Raw genomic sequence first — 16,194 nt, forward strand, 5'->3', positions numbered from 1 at the left:
GTGAGGTTCCTTGCAGGCCAGGCAGTGACGCGGACATTTGCATTCCGCTTTTGAGGTGCAAAGCTACGCAGCGGCGAACCCCTCAAAACGCACAGCGGCGACACGGTCTTGCACAGCAGCGACCTGTGCTGTTGCTGCCCCTCGGCAAGAGGTGTATTTGATGATCGGGCTCAAGAAACGCGATCGTGTCTGATCACTTTTCGACCAAATCGCCCATATGCTTCGATCCTAAGGAACGCGCCAACGATGTCCCAGGATTTCTACTTTCTGCTCATGCCCGGCTTTTCGATGATGGGCTTCGTCTCGGCGCTGGAGCCGTTGCGCGTCGCCAATCGCTTCGGTGGCGAGCTGTTTCGCTGGCACATCTTGAGCGCCGACGGCGGCCCTGTGATTGCCAGCAACGGCATGTCGGTTAACGCCGATGCGGCGCTTGAGCCGCTGAAAAAGGGTGCGACGCTGTGGGTGATGGGCAGCGTCGATCCGCTGAAGTTTTACACCGGCGCGCTGGAACACTGGCTGCGTCGGCTGGACCTGGAAGGCGTGGTTCTAGGGGCGATCGACACCGGCAGTTTCGTGCTCGCCCAAGCCGGTTTGTTGGAGGGCTATCGCCTGACCCTGCACTGGGAAGCCTTGGACGCCTTCAAGGAAACCTACCCCCGGCTGCAAGCAACACAGGAATTGTTCGAGATCGACCGGCGCCGCATTACGTCGGCCGGCGGCACGGCCTCCATCGACATGATGCTCGACCTGATCGGGCAGGCGCATGGCCCGGACATGGCGATCAAGGTCTCCGAGCAGTTCGTCCTTGGGCGCATACGCCAGCGCAAAGACCACCAGCGTATGCAGATCGCCACGCGCTACGGCATCAACAACAAAAAACTGGTTCAGGTGATCGGCGTCATGGAGCAGCACACCGAACCGCCGCTGAGCACGCTGGAACTGGCCGAGGGGATTCAAGTGACGCGGCGTCAGCTGGAGCGGCTCTTTCGCCTGCACCTGAACGACACGCCGAGCAACTTCTACCTCGGCCTGCGGCTGGAAAAAGCCAGGCAACTGCTGCGCCAGAGCGATATGAGCGTGTTGGAAGTCAGCATCGCCTGCGGGTTTGAATCGCCGTCGTATTTCACCCGCAGCTACAGGGCGAGATTTGTGCTGTGCCCGAGGGAGGATCGAGGGCGCACGCGCGAGGTGAAGGCTGTTTGATGCTCAATTATGGTGAATTATAGTCGCGACTATAATTCGGTATAAATGACCCGGCGGGCGGCTTTCGTCTTCTTCTTCAGGCTCCGGCTCGTTCAGTAGGACCGGCTTCAGCCGGGAATAGGCCCGGTTGAGCACCCTCAGTTTAAGGTGGTGGCGCCTGACGCCTTCCCGGCTAAAGCCGGTCCTACAGTCGGATTTAACCCCGGCCCACCACCGAGCAAGCGATCGGATGCAGACCTTTCTACTTGGTCTTCATCAACGCCGAACACGCCGCTTTGTACGCCTCGTGCTGATACTTGTTCAGTGCTGCGGGCAGTTCAAAGCTGTGCTTCTTCATCTGAGCATTAATGGTCTGGGGCGACAGCAGGATGACGTCGCAGTCTTCCAGCAGCTGAAAGATGGTCTCGATCTTGAACGTCGTCGGGCCGCCGGCGAATTCGCCTTTCTTGCTGCGCTTTTTGATCGCGATATGACCAATGCCGTTATCACGCACGAACGCCTCGATCTGGCGAGCGAACGCTTTCACGTTGACGGCTTCATCGTCGTCTTCGAGTGCGATCTTTTTGGTCGGCAGTGGGATGTGTTCGAGCGCGCCAGATGCGCGAGTGGCGACAGCGAAGATGGCCTCGCTGCCTTTGATTTCTACGCCGCAGATGTTCATGTGCCTACCTTGAGCTCGGGAAGGGCGTCAGGGTAGCGCATTCGGGATCACTCAGACTGCGCGACGGTGTCCAGATACTCCGATCGTTCGTCGCTGGCGCGGGTCAGGCAATCGTTCTGATCGATGTTGAATTCCTTGGTGCCGGGCTTGGCCGGAAACACCTCGACTGCGCAGTCCGCGTCACGCAGTTTTTTCCAGGCTTCCTGAGCGGCCTTGAGTTTGGTGGCGAATTCCTCGGCCTGGGCCTTATTCGCCCCGAACTGCGTCTGCACGCGCTCAAGCACGTTCTGCACATTCTCGGTCAGCAACTTCTCCGCCGTATCGCGGGTGTATACCGAGCACTCAAGCGTCTGCTGATCTTCTTCAAGGCCCTCACAGGGGTCGGCGGCCGGAGTGGCTGCTGCGTGTGCGCCTGTCGCGAATAGAGCCAGAGCCAGAAACATGGTTTTCATTAGGGCTTTCCGAGTCAGAGATGGATTGGATTCTCGCCCAAGCGCGAGGCAATGAACAGGTGTCAAATGCGGTGACCGTCCGGACGCCGTGAGCCGGCGTCGCTTGTTGACGGTTTCGACACTTTTCCAGTCGTTTTATCTCGCGATGCTTGGCCTTTTGATACGTCAAGAAGGGAGTTTTGTCGAATCTCCACTGGGTAAAAGAACCGTCCTACGGAAAAGTCTGAAATTTTCCATCAGGGTTTTTGTAGCGAGTTTCTTTGGGTAGGATCCAATCCGCGCCGTTAACCGGCACACGCAAATAACCCAGCAACTCAGGGAGAGAGCTCATGGCGCTCGACGCATTTATCCAATTTGACGGCATTCCGGGTGAGAGCCTCGACGACCAGCACAAGAACTGGATCGAAATCCTCGGCTATAACTTCGGTACCCATCAGAGCGCATCGGCGACCGCAACCTCGGCGGGTGGCGCCTCGTCGGGCCGGACCACTGTCACCACATTCAACTTTTCCAAGTTCCTTGATTCGGCAAGCGCCAAACTGATGCAAGCGAGCTGCGCAGGCCAGCATTTCAAAAAAGTAACCATCGCGGTGCACCGCGCTGGCGGCGAAAAGCTCAAGTACTTTGAGATCGTGCTAGAGGAAGTGATCATTTCTGACTACAGCCACAGTGCCACCGACGGCGTGCCCCGCGAAGTGGTGCAGCTCGATTACGGACGTATCAAAACCAACTACGTTCAGCAGCGTCGTAGCGATGGTGGTGGAGGCGGCAACGTGACGGGCGGTTGGGACCGCATCAAAAACACGATTTGCGCGTGAGGGTCGTCTATGTCGCGGCCTTACAGCTTCATCAATGATCAGATGCAGACCTATTTTTCTATCAAGGCAAAACTGCCGTTGGGGAGCCGCGCGGCCGATAAGTTCGATGTGCTTAATGCCCACATCCGCAATTCCACCGTAGCGGCGGGAGAAATCGTCATCGTCCCCGATGATTCAACCTCCGCGTGCACGTCTGAAGAAGCCGAACTCATGAGGCTTGCTACGATGACCCATCAGGGCCTCATCGATAACGACGCAGGAGGCGACGACTTCATCGTGGCCAACCACGAACTCATCACGCGGCTACTTGGCAATACCTCAATCGGTATCGGAATGGCTGCTGACGCTTGGGAAAAGCATCTGGAGCAGATCAAGACCACGCTCGACAGCATCGATGCCCTGCATAAGCAACACATGGCCTCGGGAACCCTGATCGAACGAAATCTGTTCTATACCAAACGCCGCCAGCTTTTCTACAAACTCGAAAAGCTGCTGAAAGGCTTTCTTAGTCTGGGAGCAGGACTGCGGAACACAGGCTCAATCCGGCGAATGCTGGGGATCTCAACTAAAAGCTACCTGCACACTGGCGAGATCAGACACTACGCCGAAAAAACGAGCGGCGTTGCCAAAGCGGCGAAGCTAATAAAAAGAGGAGCTTATGTGGGGATAGTTCTCGATACAGCTTCGACGGCGGTTGATATCAAGACGGCTTGCTCGACGGGCCGGGAGGATGAGTGTACGAAGGCGAAGTATGTTGAGGGGAGTAAGCTGGTTGGTAATTTAGGGGGCGCTGCGGCCGGCGCGGGAGTGGCTACTGTGATTTGCGTTACCGGGTTGGGGCTTACAACAGGTCCGGGTGCACTCGCCTGCGGTGTCATCACTGCTGGGATATTGGGTTGGTTGGGGGGCGAGATAGGAGGTAAGGGAGGCGAGATGACGGGCGAGTTACTCTATGAGGTCTCTCAATGAAAGATATCGTACCTGGCCTAGTTGCAACTTCGATAATGATCCCTGGAATCCTGAACTTATTGGTGCTGCTATTCATCACCTGGTGGGTAAGGGACGAGGTGGACAGCCGTCTTTCTCGATGTTCCATAATTGTAGATATCAAGGCCACTTTTGGTGGCTTGGGATTTATCGGAGATGTCTATAGGGTAGGCACTGTGGCGTGTATCTTAATTTTCCCTAAGCTGTTCCTCAAGCGAGGAGTCATTGATGTTCGGCAGGTAGTGGACTTTCCAAAAAAATGGAAACTATTGATCGTAGTGCCGTTTTTTCTAAATATCATTTTTTTTACGGCCATGTTGGTGTTTCGTGCCTGGCTCTACTTTTATGATTTCTAACGACTTCATATGCTTTGAAGAATATCTCCATTGGCACCGAAATAGCAGCCGACGCTGGTGAGAGCTATTTTCAAAGGGTGGCATCATTAATGTAAGCATATAAGTATTTTGGTTGTATTTGCAGGGTGCGTGAAGCTATTAGTAGCTGGCAGCTTTTTTGCGATCGGCCCGGAGGTCGTTATGATAATTAGAAGCGGACACTATCGTCATGGTGGCGCCATTCATTCTGCGGATCATGACTTTATCGTTTTGACGATGTGTATCCTTTTCGTAGTCACTCTGTTGTATACGGTGTTGATAACGTTGTATCTGCGAAACAAGATCAATAAATCACTGGATAACTGTTTAGCGGTCACGGACTCTAGTTTGTTCCAGATCGGGACCGGGTTTCTAGGAGATATCAGAAAATTAGCCATCGTAAGCGCGATGTTCCTTCGGCCCCAAATGTTCCTGAAACTGGGCGCCATCGACTTGGAGCAGGTCGATACATTCCCAAAAAAATTCAAATACATGATGTTGGCTCAGGTGGCTCTAGTCACATTGACAACGTTAGTCACCCTCGTTTTTTTTGTTTGGGCGTATCTTCCCGACTTCTGAATTCCGCCCCAGAGCGCCCCCCCTGCCTGAATGGCTGCATCATCGTGAGGACCTGCTGCGTCGTCATGCCTATGCCCTTTGTCGTTTCTTGACGCTTTCGGCAATTCCCCTGTCGTTTTTGCACCCGGCTCCTCCGACCCTCAGGCATATGCTGACCCCAAAGCGCCGGCAGACCTTCCGGCCATTAAAGAACCCCAGGGGACCGCCTGATGAGCCCAGCCGAATTACACGCCGACAGCATCGTCATTGACGGGTTGATCATTGCCAAATGGAACCGTGAGCTGTTCGAAGACATGCGCAAGGGCGGCCTGACCATGGCCAACTGCACAGTTTCGGTGTGGGAAGGTTTTCAGCAGACCGTCAATAGCATCGCGTCCAGCCAGAAACTGATTCGTGAAAACAGCGACCTGGTGATTCAGGTGCGCAACACGGCCGACATCCGCAAAGCCAAGGAGCTGGGCAAGACCGGCATCCTGTTCGGCTTCCAGAATGCCCATGCTTACGAGGATCAGATCGGCTACGTCGAGATTTTCAAACAGCTGGGCGTGGGCATCGTGCAGATGTGCTACAACACCCAGAATCTGGTGGGCACCGGCTGCTATGAGCGCGACGGCGGCCTGTCGGGTTTCGGGCGTGAAATCGTCGCGGAAATGAATCGCGTCGGCGTCATGTGCGATCTCTCCCATGTGGGATCGAAGACTTCTGAGGAAGTCATCCTCGAATCGAAAAAGCCTGTCACCTACTCCCACTGCCTGCCTTCGGGTCTCAAAGAACACCCCCGCAATAAGTCCGACGCCGAGCTGAAGTTCATCGCCGATCACGGCGGCTTTGTTGGTGTGACCATGTTTGCGCCGTTTCTGGCCAAGGGTATCGATTCGACCATCGACGATTACGCCGAAGCCATCGAGTACGTGATGAACATCGTCGGCGAAGACGCCATCGGCATCGGCACTGACTTCACCCAGGGCCACGGCCAGGAATTTTTCGAATACCTGACCCACGACAAAGGCTACGCCCGGCGCCTGACCAACTTCGGCAAGATCATCAACCCGCTCGGCATCCGCACCGTCGGCGAATTCCCGAACCTCACCGAAACCCTGCTTAAACGCGGCCACTCCGAGCGCGTGGTGCGCAAGATCATGGGCGAAAACTGGGTACGCATCCTGGGCGATGTCTGGGGCGAATAAGCCTCCGGATTCACTCGCCGAACACAGAATTTTTCCCTCTCCCATCGCGGAGAGGGCTTCCACACGAATTTCCCGGAGTTAAGTTTCCATGGCCAAGATCGCCCCGCAATTGCCAATCGAAGTCGACAGCGAGACCGGTGTCTGGACCTCCGACGCCCTGCCGATGCTGTACGTGCCGCGCCATTTCTTCGTCAACAACCACATGGGCATCGAAGAAGTGCTGGGCGCCGAGGCGTACGCCGAAATCCTCTACAAGGCCGGTTACAAGTCCGCCTGGCACTGGTGCGAGAAAGAAGCCGAATGCCATGGCATCGAAGGCGTTGCGGTGTTCGAGCACTACATGAATCGTCTGTCCCAGCGCGGTTGGGGCCTGTTCAAGATTCAGGACATCGATCTGGAAAAAGGCACCGCCAGCGTCAAGCTCGAGCACTCGGCGTTCGTTTACGTCTACGGCAAAGTGGGGCGCAAGGTCGATTACATGTTCACCGGTTGGTTTGCCGGCGCCATGGACCAAGTCCTTGAAGCCAGCGGCAGCAACATCCGCACCGTGGCCGAGCAGGTTTACGGCGGATCGGAAGAAGGCCACGACGACGGCCTGTTTGTCGTCAAGCCGTTGTAAGTCGAGGTTTCCGTCATGGCTTTCGAAGCGATGTTTCAACCGATTCAGATCGGTAAATTGACCATACGCAACCGCGTATTGAGTACCGCGCACGCCGAGGTCTACGCCACCGACGGCGGCATGACCACCGACCGTTACGTGAAGTACTACGAGGAGAAAGCCAAGGGCGGCATCGGTCTGGCCATTTGCGGCGGCTCGTCCAGCGTGGCCATCGACAGCCCGCAGGGCTGGTGGAAATCGGTCAACCTGGCGACCGACAAGATCATTCCGCACTTCCAGAACCTCGCTGACGCCATGCACAAGCACGGCGCCAAGATCATGATCCAGATTACCCACATGGGCCGTCGCTCCCGCTGGGACGGCGATCATTGGCCAACGCTGCTGTCGCCTTCGGGCATCCGCGAGCCGGTACACCGCGCGACCTGCAAGACCATCGAGCCGGAAGAAATCTGGCGCGTGATCGGCAACTACGCCAGCGCGGCGGCGCGTGCCAAGGCCGGTGGTCTGGACGGCGTTGAGTTGTCCGCCGTGCACCAGCACATGATTGACCAGTTCTGGAGCCCGCGGGTCAACAAGCGCACCGATGAGTGGGGCGGCAGCTTCGAGAACCGCATGCGTTTCGGCCTGGAAGTGATCAAGGCAGTGCGCAAGGAAGTGGGGCCTGATTTCTGCGTGGGCCTGCGTATCTGCGGCGACGAATTTCACCCGGATGGCTTGAGCCACGAGGACATGAAAGAGATCGCCAAGTATTACGACCAGACCGGCATGATCGACTTCATCGGGGTCGTGGGTTCGGGGTGCGATACCCACAACACCCTCGCCAATGTCATCCCGAACATGAGTTATCCACCGGAGCCATTCCTGCATTTGGCGGCCGGGATCAAGGAAGTGGTCAAGGCGCCAGTGCTGCACGCGCAGAACATCAAGGACCCGAATCAGGCGACCCGTATTCTCGAAGGCGGCTACGTCGACATGGTCGGCATGACCCGCGCGCACATCGCCGACCCGCACCTGATTACCAAGATCAAAATGGGCCAGGTCGATCAGATTCGTCAGTGCGTCGGTGCCAACTACTGCATCGACCGTCAGTACCAGGGTTTGGATGTGCTGTGCATTCAGAACGCCGCGACGTCCCGCGAATATATGGGCGTGCCGCACATCATCGAAAAGACCAGCGGCGTGAAGCGCAAGGTGGTGATCGTCGGCGCAGGGCCCGCGGGGATGGAAGCGGCGCGCGTCTCGGCCGAGCGGGGCCATGACGTGACCTTGTTCGAGAAGAAAGACGCCATCGGCGGACAGATCACCACGGCGTCGAAAGCGCCGCAGCGCGACCAGATTGCCGGCATCACACGTTGGTTCCAACTGGAGCTGGCGCGTTTGAAAGTCGATCTGCGTTTGGGCACGGCGGCAGATATCGCGACCATCATGGACCTGCGGCCTGATGTGGTGGTGCTGGCGGTGGGCGGTCATCCGTTCATTGAGCAGAACGAGCATTGGGGCGCGGCCGAAGGGTTGGTCGTCAGCAGTTGGGACATCCTCGACGGCAAAGTTGCGCCGGGCAAGAACGTGCTGGTCTACGACACCATTTGCGAGTTCACCGGCATGTCCACGGCCGACTTCCTGGCGGACAAAGGCTGCCAGGTCGAGATCGTTACTGACGATATCAAGCCTGGCGTTGCCATCGGTGGTACGTCGTTCCCGACCTACTACCGCAGCATGTACCCCAAAGAAGTGATCATGACCGGCGACATGATGCTGGAAAAGGTCTACCGCGAGGGCGACAAGCTGGTCGCGGTGCTGGAGAACGAATACACCGGCGCCAAAGAGGAGCGGGTAGTCGATCAAGTGGTGGTCGAGAACGGCGTGCGTCCTGACGAAGCGCTCTACTACGGGATGAAGGAAGGTTCGCGCAACAAAGGCCAGATCGACATCGACGCCCTGTTCGCGATTCAGCCGCAGCCGTCGTTGAGTCAGCCGGGTGACGGGTATCTGCTGTTCCGCATTGGCGATTGCGTGGCACAGCGCAATACCCATGCGGCGATCTATGACGCACTCAGGCTGTGCAAGGATTTCTAGCGGCCGGCACACAACCCTGTAGGAGTGAGCTTGCTCGCGAAAGCGGCGGGTCTGTCGGCATCCATGTTGAATGTCAGCAGGGCTTCGCCAGCAAGCTCGCCTCACGGGAAACGAGTCAGGCATCCCGACGTGCAAGACCCTGAGTCTTTGGGAGCTCCACATGTTAAACACCCTTCTTCCCATCCTGCTTTTCGCTGCCCTGGGCCTCGCGGTCCTTGGCGCGTTGCGGCGGGTGAGCCTGTGGCGCAACGGGCGTGCCGCCAAGGTCGACCTGCTCGGCGGATTGCTGGCGATGCCCAAGCGCTACATGGTCGATCTGCACCACGTCGTTGCGCGGGACAAATACATCGCCAACACCCACGTGGCCACGGCGGGCGGCGCGGTTGCGTCGATCATCCTGGCGATTCTGGTACACGGCTTCGGCTTGCATAACCGCATCCTCGGTTACGCGCTGTTGCTGATGTCGGCGGTGATGTTTGTGGGCGCAATCTTCATGTACCTGCGTCGTCTTCAACCGCCAAGCCGGTTGTCGAAAGGCCCGTGGATGCGCCTGCCGAAAAGCCTGCTGGCGTTCTCGGGTTCGTTCTTTATCGTCACGCTGCCCGTCGCGGGCGTGCTGCCGGCGAACTTCGGTGGCTGGTTGCTGGCGAGCATTCTGGGCATCGGTGTGCTGTGGGGTGTGTGCGAATTGTTCCTCGGGATGACCTGGGGCGGCCCAATGAAACACGCCTTCGCTGGCGCGTTGCACCTGGCGTGGCACCGCCGCCCGGAACGCTTCGGCGGTGGCCGCTCTACGGGGCTGAAACCCCTCGATCTGACGGACAAAACCGCGCCGCTGGGTGTAGAAAAACCCAAGGACTTCACCTGGAATCAGCTGCTGGGTTTCGATGCGTGCGTGCAGTGCGGCAAGTGTGAAGCCGCGTGCCCGGCCTTCGCTGCCGGCCAGCCGCTGAACCCGAAAAAACTGATTCAAGACATGGTCGTCGGGCTGGCGGGTGGCACCGATGCCCATTTCGCCGGCAGCCCTTACCCGTCGCTCGACGGCCAGGGCAAGCCTATCGGCGAGCATGGCGGCAATCCCCATCAACCCATCGTCAACGGGCTGGTCGACGCCGACACCCTATGGTCGTGCACGACCTGCCGGGCCTGCGTGGAAGAATGCCCAATGATGATCGAGCACGTGGACGCAATCGTCGACATGCGCCGGCATCTGACCCTCGAAAAAGGCGCCACCCCCAACAAGGGCGCCGAGGTCCTGGAAAACCTCATCGCGACGGACAACCCGGGCGGCTTCGCGCCGGGCGGACGCATGAACTGGGCGGCCGACCTGAACCTTGACGTCATGAGCCACAAGAAAACCGTGGACGTGCTGTTCTGGGTCGGCGATGGCGCGTTCGACATGCGCAATCAGCGCACCTTGCGCGCCTTCGTCAAAGTGCTGAAAGCCGCCAAGGTCGACTTTGCCGTGCTGGGTCTCGAAGAGCGCGACAGCGGCGATGTGGCCCGTCGCCTGGGCGATGAAGCTACCTTTCAGATGCTCGCCAGACGCAATGTTCAGACGCTGGCCCAGTACGACTTCAAGCGCATCGTCACCTGCGACCCGCACAGCTTTCATGTTCTGAAAAACGAATACGGTGCGTTCGACGGTCACTACGTCGTACAGCATCACAGCACATATCTTGCCGAGCTGATCGGCAACGGCGCATTGCATCTGGGTACGCACAAAGGCGCCAGCGTCACCTATCACGATCCTTGCTACCTCGGGCGTTACAACGGCGAGTACCAGGCGCCGCGCGATGTGCTGCGTGCGCTGGGCATCGAGGTCAAGGAAATGGTGCGGTCCGGTTTCCGCTCACGTTGCTGCGGCGGCGGTGGCGGCGCGCCGATCACCGACATTGCGGGCAAGCAGCGGATCCCTGACATGCGCATGGATGACATCCGCGAGACCGGCGCCGAGCTGGTGGCTGTGGGTTGTCCACAGTGCACCGCGATGCTTGAAGGCGTGGTCGAGCCGCGGCCGATGATCAAGGACATCGCCGAACTCGTTGCTGATGCACTGCTTGAGGAAACCGCACCTGTAAAACCGGCAGCGGCCCGACGTGAACCTGCGGAGGCGCATTGATGAGCGACATTATCCGCCGTGACCCACGCGCTGAATGGATTGCACGAAACCGGCTGCATCCCCTGCACGCCGCCATGCAACCGGCGCAAACCAGCTGGATGGGCCCCAACGGGGTGCTGCGTAAAAATGTGCATGGCATCGGCTTTATCGGTCCCAACGGCGTCAAACGCATCGACCGAAGCGGGGCGCAGCAAGGCGGCGCGGTCAAACGCTCTGCATCGGTGGACGTGCAATTGCCGCTGCATCGGATTGCGACGCCAGCCTTCTACATCGCTGTGGTGCCCGACATGGTCGGTGGCCGTTTGAGCAGCCACGACCGAGACCTGCTGGGCTTGGCCCATGGGCTGGCGGGCAACGAGGGCGCCGTCCTGGCGGTCATTTTTGGCGAGCACAAAGAAACGGCGTTCGACACCGCTGGCGTCGATCGTCTGTTGATATTGGAAGGCAATGCGTTCACTGGCTATTCCCCCGAGCAACGTGTGCAAGGTTTGCGGGCTGTGGATAACCAGTTCGACCCCCATCACTGGTTGCTGCCTGACAGCCGAAACGGCGGGGGAGAATTGGGTCGTCGTTTTGCGGCAAGTCTGGGAGAGCGGCCGTCGACACGCGTCTGGCAAGTGGCTGGCGAACAGTGCATCGGTCGTGCAGGCGCTGGTGCGCAAGACCTGTTGCGTCCCGTGTCACGCTTGATCCTCGCCCAGGCGGAATGCGCCGAACCGGTCAGTGAGACCCGGCACGAAGTACTGCCCGTCGAGTTATCCACAGCTGTCGCGCGCAGTTTGCCGCGCATCGAAGACCTTGGCGCTGTGGCGGTCGATCCGGCACTTATCCCCATGTCCGAAGCTGAATTCATATTTTCGGGTGGTAACGGGGTCAAGGATTGGTCGTTGTTTCACCGCACCGCCGTCGCGTTGGGCGCAACTGAAGGCGCTTCCCGTGTGGCCGTCGACGATGGCTTCATGACCCGGGATCGCCAAGTCGGTGCGTCGGGCACTTGGGTCACTGCCCGGGTGTACGTGGCGGTAGGGATTTCCGGCGCGATCCAGCATTTGCAGGGCATTGGTGCCTGCGACAAGGTCGTGGCGATCAACCTCGATCCGACCTGCGACATGATCAAGCGGGCCGATCTATCGGTGATCGGAGAGAGCTCCGCCATTCTCGAAGCGCTGATTGAAGCGGTCGACAGTTACCGGGATGGGGCAAAGCGCGATGCAGCCTGAAATGGAGGTCTCTGTGGATAAAGGTGCGCTGCACGTAATCAGCCTGGTCTCCGTCGGTGCGCACCCGACGTCGGGACGGCAGCGTCGTGCCGAGCAGGATGCCCGTGCCGTTGAGCTGGGTTTGCAACTGGCTGGGGATAACTTGCACGTGTTGCATGCGGGTGATGCCGAAGAACCCGCATTACGTGGCTATCTGGGCATGGGCGTGGATGAGCTTCATGTGCTGGCTCAGCCGCCGGGTGCGGACGCGTTGCCTGGGCTGACGGATTACATCCGCGAGTCGGGCGTGCAGCTGGTACTGACCGGCAGTCAGGCCGAGACGGGCGAAGGTTCCGGCATGCTCCCGTATTTGCTGGCTGAAACGCTCGGCTGGCCGCTGGTGGTGGGCCTGGCCGAGGTCGAGTCCATGAGCAACGGCAGCGCCCAAGTGCTGCAGGCGCTCCCTCGAGGTCAGCGCCGTCGACTCAAGGTCCGATTGCCGTTCCTGGCAACAGTGGATAACGCCGCCCCGAAACCGCGGCAAAGCGCTTACGGACCGGCGCAACGGGGTCTGCTGGATGTGGAAGAGATCGAGGTGGTCATCGACGAAGTGTTCACCGGCGCAGAGCTGACGCCCGCGAAACCTCGGCCAAAACGCCTGAAGGTCATCAAAGCGAAAAGCGGCGCTGATCGTATGAAAGCCGCCACGGCAAAAGCGAGCGGAGGCGGTGGGCAGGTGCTCAAAGGGGTGACTGCTCAGGAGGGGGCTGCGGCGATTTTGAAGTTGTTGGTGGAGGAGGGGGTGGTTCGCTGAACACCGAAAGGCGCCACAATGGCGCCTTTTCTCCGTTCACGACTGAGGCGTATCGGGCTGCATTTTTCGACTTGTGGAATCTGCATCTACAATCACAACGTCGAATACCTGCTCAATGACCTGACGTGGTCCCTGTTTCAAACTCCATGCAAAGAAAACGAGGCACCCAACGAGTAAAGTGAACAAGCCCGAGCCAACGAGGCTCTGCGCAGCCCCCTTCCAGAACCCTGGCCGCGCCATTCGGATGTCGTTGGCGGCTCTTGAAGAGTAAAACGCTGCCAACTCCTCCGTTTCGGTACTCAGTGAGGACTCTAGGAAGTTTGTCGCCAGCCGGGTCGCTTGGGTTCGATAGGCTTCAATTTGCGAGCTGCTGTTGCTGATGTCGTGGAACGCAACGAGATCGCAGTCTAGCGGATCAGTACCGTTTCTCTCTTTGAACGCGTGGATATACTCGATTTTTTGACGTTTATACACCGAATAGGCCAGTTGGCCGAGTATGTCGTCCTCATCGCTTACTAACTCGCTGAAGATGTAGTTGTAGCGCTCTTCGATCATATGAAATCACTCCTGCCGGAGCCTGCGGGAGGCCGATCGGAATGCTTCCCTGATTTCTTCCGTAGTCTTAGGTTTAAAGCTGATAATGCCCAATAATTCTTTGGGCAGAGCGAACGAGGCTCCTTGCTTACGTTTGGATAGCCTGTTGTTCGCCTCGATGACGACTTTGCGTGAGAACGGTGTCCAGTGATGCATGAGCGTATTCCCTGCTGACGGTTGATGTGCGCTGAGTGTAGCGAGCGGTCCGGGACTTGGATGTCAGACGCTTCCTAAACGTACCGGCCCAAACGTCCATGTACATATACCCACAATCGCTGTTGATCCGCCTGTGGATAAACTGTTCGGCCATTGCTACAGACCATGTTGACTGTGGCTTTCAGGCAGGTGGTCAATTTTTGATCGCTCTATCCCGCGGATTCTTATAGGTGTTTTCCACAAGCCAGGCCTCGCGGTCCGTGTTCTTACCCACATTCTCTGTGTGCGGGCGTGTGGATAAGATGTTTGTGATCCGCTGTAGCCCCTGTAATCCGTGGCCTGTGGAATGGTGGCCAAATTTTAACCAATAACAGCTCTAGCGCGTCCGTTTGCGTCTCTGACCGTCATTATCACGCCCATTGCACGCTTTTCCACAGCGATGGGGAGACTTACGCACATAGGCTGTTGGTGCTTCTGTGGATAACATGTTCGCGGTCAGGGATGGGCCCCTGAATCCGGCGCGTTGAGCGATATGCTCAAAAAATGATCAACGATTCCCGCTCAATAATGACGAAGCGGCATTGAATCGGGCTAATACCCCCAAATCCTCAAACCTGATGGCGTTGTAAATCTCCTCAATCGGCACGGAGGTGAGGAGCCTCGCCGTTTGGTTCAACAGCCTCGTATCTACGCCAGCGCCTGCGCAACGACCCCGTCGTTTTGCAATTCGCTCCAGGGGCCGTCTGCAATGACCTCGCCGTTTTTCAACACAATCACACGATCAAAACGGGACAGCGCAGTCATGTCGTGGGTAGCGCACACCAGCCCCCTTTTATGGAAGTGCTCGAACAGAGTGCTCCACACACCCAAGGCAGTTTCCTGATCCAGAGCCGATGTTGGCTCGTCGAACAAGTTGAAATCTCCAGGGCGATTGATTAGCCGGAGCAGTGAAAGTCGCTTTGCTTCGCCTCCGGAAATGTTGACTGCGCCTTCAGCTATTGATCGGTAGGCGGCCAGGTGTGCCACGCCAAGATCGTCAAGGATTCGGGGGAGGTGGTCTGACATGGGTTGATCAAAGAGCACAGAGTGTTTGAATGTGCCTTCAAGAAACACTGGGTCTTGAGGACAGTAGCGAACCCGATCCAGATACGTCTGAATGTCGCACCCTCGTAATGTCCTGCCGTTTATGGAAAGGGCGTGGCGGAGTGTTTTCAGCGTTCCGGCCATCGTGTCTAAAAGCGTGCTTTTGCCGGCACCACTGGGCCCGATGATCGCAACGGATTGGTCAGGCGTGAAATGGAGCTTAAAGTTCGTTACCTGAGCAACTGCGACCAATTCCAGTCTTGATAAAGGTTCAGGTAAAGGTTCTTGCGGTACCTCTACAAGATCCTCCAGTGACAAGATTTGCAGAAGCCTCTGTCTGTCTACCGAAAACTGATCCAGTGCCCGATAGGCCTCTGCCAAAGCGCTGCAATTACTGAGAAACATGCCCGCCAGCGAAAATACCGCGACCAGCTCCCCAACAGACAAACGTGGGGATAGGGAAGCCTGATCACTGACGCCCCAGGCAAGCAGCCCGGCCGTGGACAGCCCGATGTACAACACTTTGATCGAGCTGAGAACAGCACCGGTACTTGCCACTCGTGTTGCCGCGTGTGCGTACTCCGTGTAACTCTGACGAAGCGGCTTCATGGCGAGGCCGCAAGCCTGTTCGAGCTTCAGGATTTTGCCGGCTTGCAGGGTTTCGAATAGCTTGGACGACACCCTGTCTTCTTCATCATTGACGGCAACCAGATAAGGACGCCGCCAGCAGATCAGCTGGTGGTATAGCAGTATGTAGCCAACAGAAATACCCAGCAGGGTGGTGAACATCAGTGCGCCGCCCAAGTAGGCAAAGATGATCGCGATCAAAGCCAGTTCAATCAGCAGCGGGAACCCTGATGTGATGAAAAAAATCAGAAACTTCTCGTGGGCAGTTATTCCTCGCTCCACGGATTTGATGAGGCCGCCAATCCGTAGGGACGAAAATTGCTCAAACTCTTTGCCCAGTATTTTTTCAGACCATTCGGTGGAGAGGTCTGCCAGGGTTGTCTGCACGAGCTTCACCAGTTGATAAGTCTGAAGCGGGTGCAACACGGACTGCAGCAGCACAGCGCCACAAAGAACAATCAGTAAATCGCTAAGTGTGAGTGAAGCGACATCTTCTGCGACAGAGAGGTTATCAATAATCTTCCCCAGCAATAGGGCTGGCGCTAGGGTGGACAGCTTCAATAGAACGGTAAGTGCGGTGGCGCTTATGAACAGTCTTTTCCTGGAGCTTAGTGTTTCACTGATAAAATCTATCATCCGAAGG

Annotated in this window: 15 protein-coding genes; 11 read left to right on the forward strand and 4 right to left on the reverse strand. The window is 57.5% G+C overall.

The annotated features are described in order from the left end of the window. Positions 1–246 precede the first annotated feature (246 nt). Positions 247–1,203: a GlxA family transcriptional regulator gene (locus IFT47_RS13745; RefSeq protein ID WP_192173192.1), complete on the forward strand. Its 957-nt coding sequence runs from the start codon at positions 247–249 to the stop codon at positions 1,201–1,203. A gap of 241 nt (positions 1,204–1,444) precedes the next feature. On the opposite strand, the gene IFT47_RS13750 is transcribed toward IFT47_RS13745, so the two are convergent. Beyond that, positions 1,445–1,864 carry a DUF3010 family protein gene (locus IFT47_RS13750; RefSeq protein WP_192173191.1) on the reverse strand — a complete coding sequence of 140 codons (420 nt, stop codon included), beginning with the start codon at positions 1,862–1,864 and terminating at the stop codon, positions 1,445–1,447. A 47-nt stretch (positions 1,865–1,911) separates the two neighbouring features. After that, positions 1,912–2,316 (reverse strand): lysozyme inhibitor LprI family protein, encoded by a 405-nt coding sequence (locus IFT47_RS13755; protein WP_192173190.1) that lies wholly within the window; start codon positions 2,314–2,316, stop codon positions 1,912–1,914. Positions 2,317–2,645: 329 nt separating this feature from the next. Between IFT47_RS13755 and IFT47_RS13760 the strand changes: the two genes are divergently transcribed. The 10 genes from IFT47_RS13760 to etfB all read left to right on the forward strand — a co-directional run bounded on the left by IFT47_RS13760 (position 2,646) and on the right by etfB (position 13,091). Next, a complete protein-coding gene (locus tag IFT47_RS13760) occupies positions 2,646–3,134 on the forward strand; it encodes an Hcp family type VI secretion system effector (RefSeq protein WP_192173189.1) in 489 nt (162 codons plus the stop codon). Positions 3,135–3,143: 9 nt separating this feature from the next. Then, positions 3,144–4,103 (forward strand): hypothetical protein, encoded by a 960-nt coding sequence (locus tag IFT47_RS13765; protein ID WP_192173188.1) that lies wholly within the window; start codon positions 3,144–3,146, stop codon positions 4,101–4,103. Continuing rightward, the gene (locus IFT47_RS13770; protein WP_108121072.1) at positions 4,100–4,477 is read left to right on the forward strand and encodes a hypothetical protein; all 378 of its coding nucleotides are present in this window, start codon (positions 4,100–4,102) and stop codon (positions 4,475–4,477) included. The genes IFT47_RS13765 and IFT47_RS13770 overlap by 4 nt, the downstream gene beginning before the upstream one ends. A gap of 129 nt (positions 4,478–4,606) precedes the next feature. Then, positions 4,607–5,074, forward strand: a complete 468-nt coding sequence (locus IFT47_RS13775; RefSeq protein ID WP_192173187.1) for a hypothetical protein — start codon at positions 4,607–4,609, stop codon at positions 5,072–5,074. Between the two features lie 209 nt (positions 5,075–5,283). Continuing rightward, on the forward strand, positions 5,284–6,261 hold the full coding sequence (locus IFT47_RS13780) for a dipeptidase (protein WP_074886739.1): 978 nt from the start codon (positions 5,284–5,286) through the stop codon (positions 6,259–6,261). 88 nt (positions 6,262–6,349) lie between these two features. After that, positions 6,350–6,880, forward strand: coding sequence for a 4-vinyl reductase (locus tag IFT47_RS13785; RefSeq protein WP_192173186.1), 531 nt, complete (start codon positions 6,350–6,352; stop codon positions 6,878–6,880). Between the two features lie 15 nt (positions 6,881–6,895). After that, positions 6,896–8,956, forward strand: a complete 2,061-nt coding sequence (dgcA, locus tag IFT47_RS13790) for a dimethylglycine demethylation protein DgcA (RefSeq protein ID WP_192173185.1) — start codon at positions 6,896–6,898, stop codon at positions 8,954–8,956. 160 nt (positions 8,957–9,116) lie between these two features. After that, positions 9,117–11,078 (forward strand): dimethylglycine demethylation protein DgcB, encoded by a 1,962-nt coding sequence (gene dgcB / locus IFT47_RS13795; RefSeq protein WP_192173184.1) that lies wholly within the window; start codon positions 9,117–9,119, stop codon positions 11,076–11,078. Then, the gene (gene etfA, locus IFT47_RS13800; RefSeq protein ID WP_192173183.1) at positions 11,078–12,298 is read left to right on the forward strand and encodes an electron transfer flavoprotein subunit alpha; all 1,221 of its coding nucleotides are present in this window, start codon (positions 11,078–11,080) and stop codon (positions 12,296–12,298) included. The genes dgcB and etfA overlap by 1 nt, the downstream gene beginning before the upstream one ends. Further along, positions 12,288–13,091, forward strand: coding sequence for an electron transfer flavoprotein subunit beta (gene etfB / locus IFT47_RS13805; protein WP_192173182.1), 804 nt, complete (start codon positions 12,288–12,290; stop codon positions 13,089–13,091). Before etfA ends, etfB begins: the two co-directional genes overlap by 11 nt. Before the next feature lie 36 nt (positions 13,092–13,127). Here the strand turns inward: etfB and IFT47_RS13810 are convergent, their stop codons facing one another. Together IFT47_RS13810 and IFT47_RS13815 are read right to left on the reverse strand one after the other, a co-directional pair. Beyond that, on the reverse strand, positions 13,128–13,646 hold the full coding sequence (locus IFT47_RS13810) for a hypothetical protein (RefSeq protein ID WP_192173181.1): 519 nt from the start codon (positions 13,644–13,646) through the stop codon (positions 13,128–13,130). Positions 13,647–14,528: 882 nt separating this feature from the next. Further along, positions 14,529–16,187 (reverse strand): ATP-binding cassette domain-containing protein, encoded by a 1,659-nt coding sequence (locus tag IFT47_RS13815; RefSeq protein WP_192173180.1) that lies wholly within the window; start codon positions 16,185–16,187, stop codon positions 14,529–14,531. Positions 16,188–16,194: the final 7 nt, after the last annotated feature.

The organism is Pseudomonas sp. CFBP 13711 (assembly GCF_014842265.1).
Lineage (GTDB): Bacteria > Pseudomonadota > Gammaproteobacteria > Pseudomonadales > Pseudomonadaceae > Aquipseudomonas.

What these genes read in the sequence shown, in the direction of transcription:
- IFT47_RS13760 (WP_192173189.1), top strand. Translation starts at nt 2,646, where the DNA reads ATGGCGCTCGACGCATTTATCCAATTTGACGGCATTCCGGGTGAGAGC.
- dgcA (WP_192173185.1), top strand. Translation starts at nt 6,896, where the DNA reads ATGGCTTTCGAAGCGATGTTTCAACCGATTCAGATCGGTAAATTGACC.
- IFT47_RS13815 (WP_192173180.1), bottom strand. Translation starts at nt 16,187, where the DNA reads ATGATAGATTTTATCAGTGAAACACTAAGCTCCAGGAAAAGACTGTTC.
- IFT47_RS13780 (WP_074886739.1), top strand. Translation starts at nt 5,284, where the DNA reads ATGAGCCCAGCCGAATTACACGCCGACAGCATCGTCATTGACGGGTTG.
- IFT47_RS13765 (WP_192173188.1), top strand. Translation starts at nt 3,144, where the DNA reads ATGTCGCGGCCTTACAGCTTCATCAATGATCAGATGCAGACCTATTTT.
- dgcB (WP_192173184.1), top strand. Translation starts at nt 9,117, where the DNA reads ATGTTAAACACCCTTCTTCCCATCCTGCTTTTCGCTGCCCTGGGCCTC.
- IFT47_RS13770 (WP_108121072.1), top strand. Translation starts at nt 4,100, where the DNA reads ATGAAAGATATCGTACCTGGCCTAGTTGCAACTTCGATAATGATCCCT.
- IFT47_RS13745 (WP_192173192.1), top strand. Translation starts at nt 247, where the DNA reads ATGTCCCAGGATTTCTACTTTCTGCTCATGCCCGGCTTTTCGATGATG.
- etfA (WP_192173183.1), top strand. Translation starts at nt 11,078, where the DNA reads ATGAGCGACATTATCCGCCGTGACCCACGCGCTGAATGGATTGCACGA.
- IFT47_RS13785 (WP_192173186.1), top strand. Translation starts at nt 6,350, where the DNA reads ATGGCCAAGATCGCCCCGCAATTGCCAATCGAAGTCGACAGCGAGACC.
- IFT47_RS13810 (WP_192173181.1), bottom strand. Translation starts at nt 13,646, where the DNA reads ATGATCGAAGAGCGCTACAACTACATCTTCAGCGAGTTAGTAAGCGAT.
- etfB (WP_192173182.1), top strand. Translation starts at nt 12,288, where the DNA reads ATGCAGCCTGAAATGGAGGTCTCTGTGGATAAAGGTGCGCTGCACGTA.
- IFT47_RS13750 (WP_192173191.1), bottom strand. Translation starts at nt 1,864, where the DNA reads ATGAACATCTGCGGCGTAGAAATCAAAGGCAGCGAGGCCATCTTCGCT.
- IFT47_RS13755 (WP_192173190.1), bottom strand. Translation starts at nt 2,316, where the DNA reads ATGAAAACCATGTTTCTGGCTCTGGCTCTATTCGCGACAGGCGCACAC.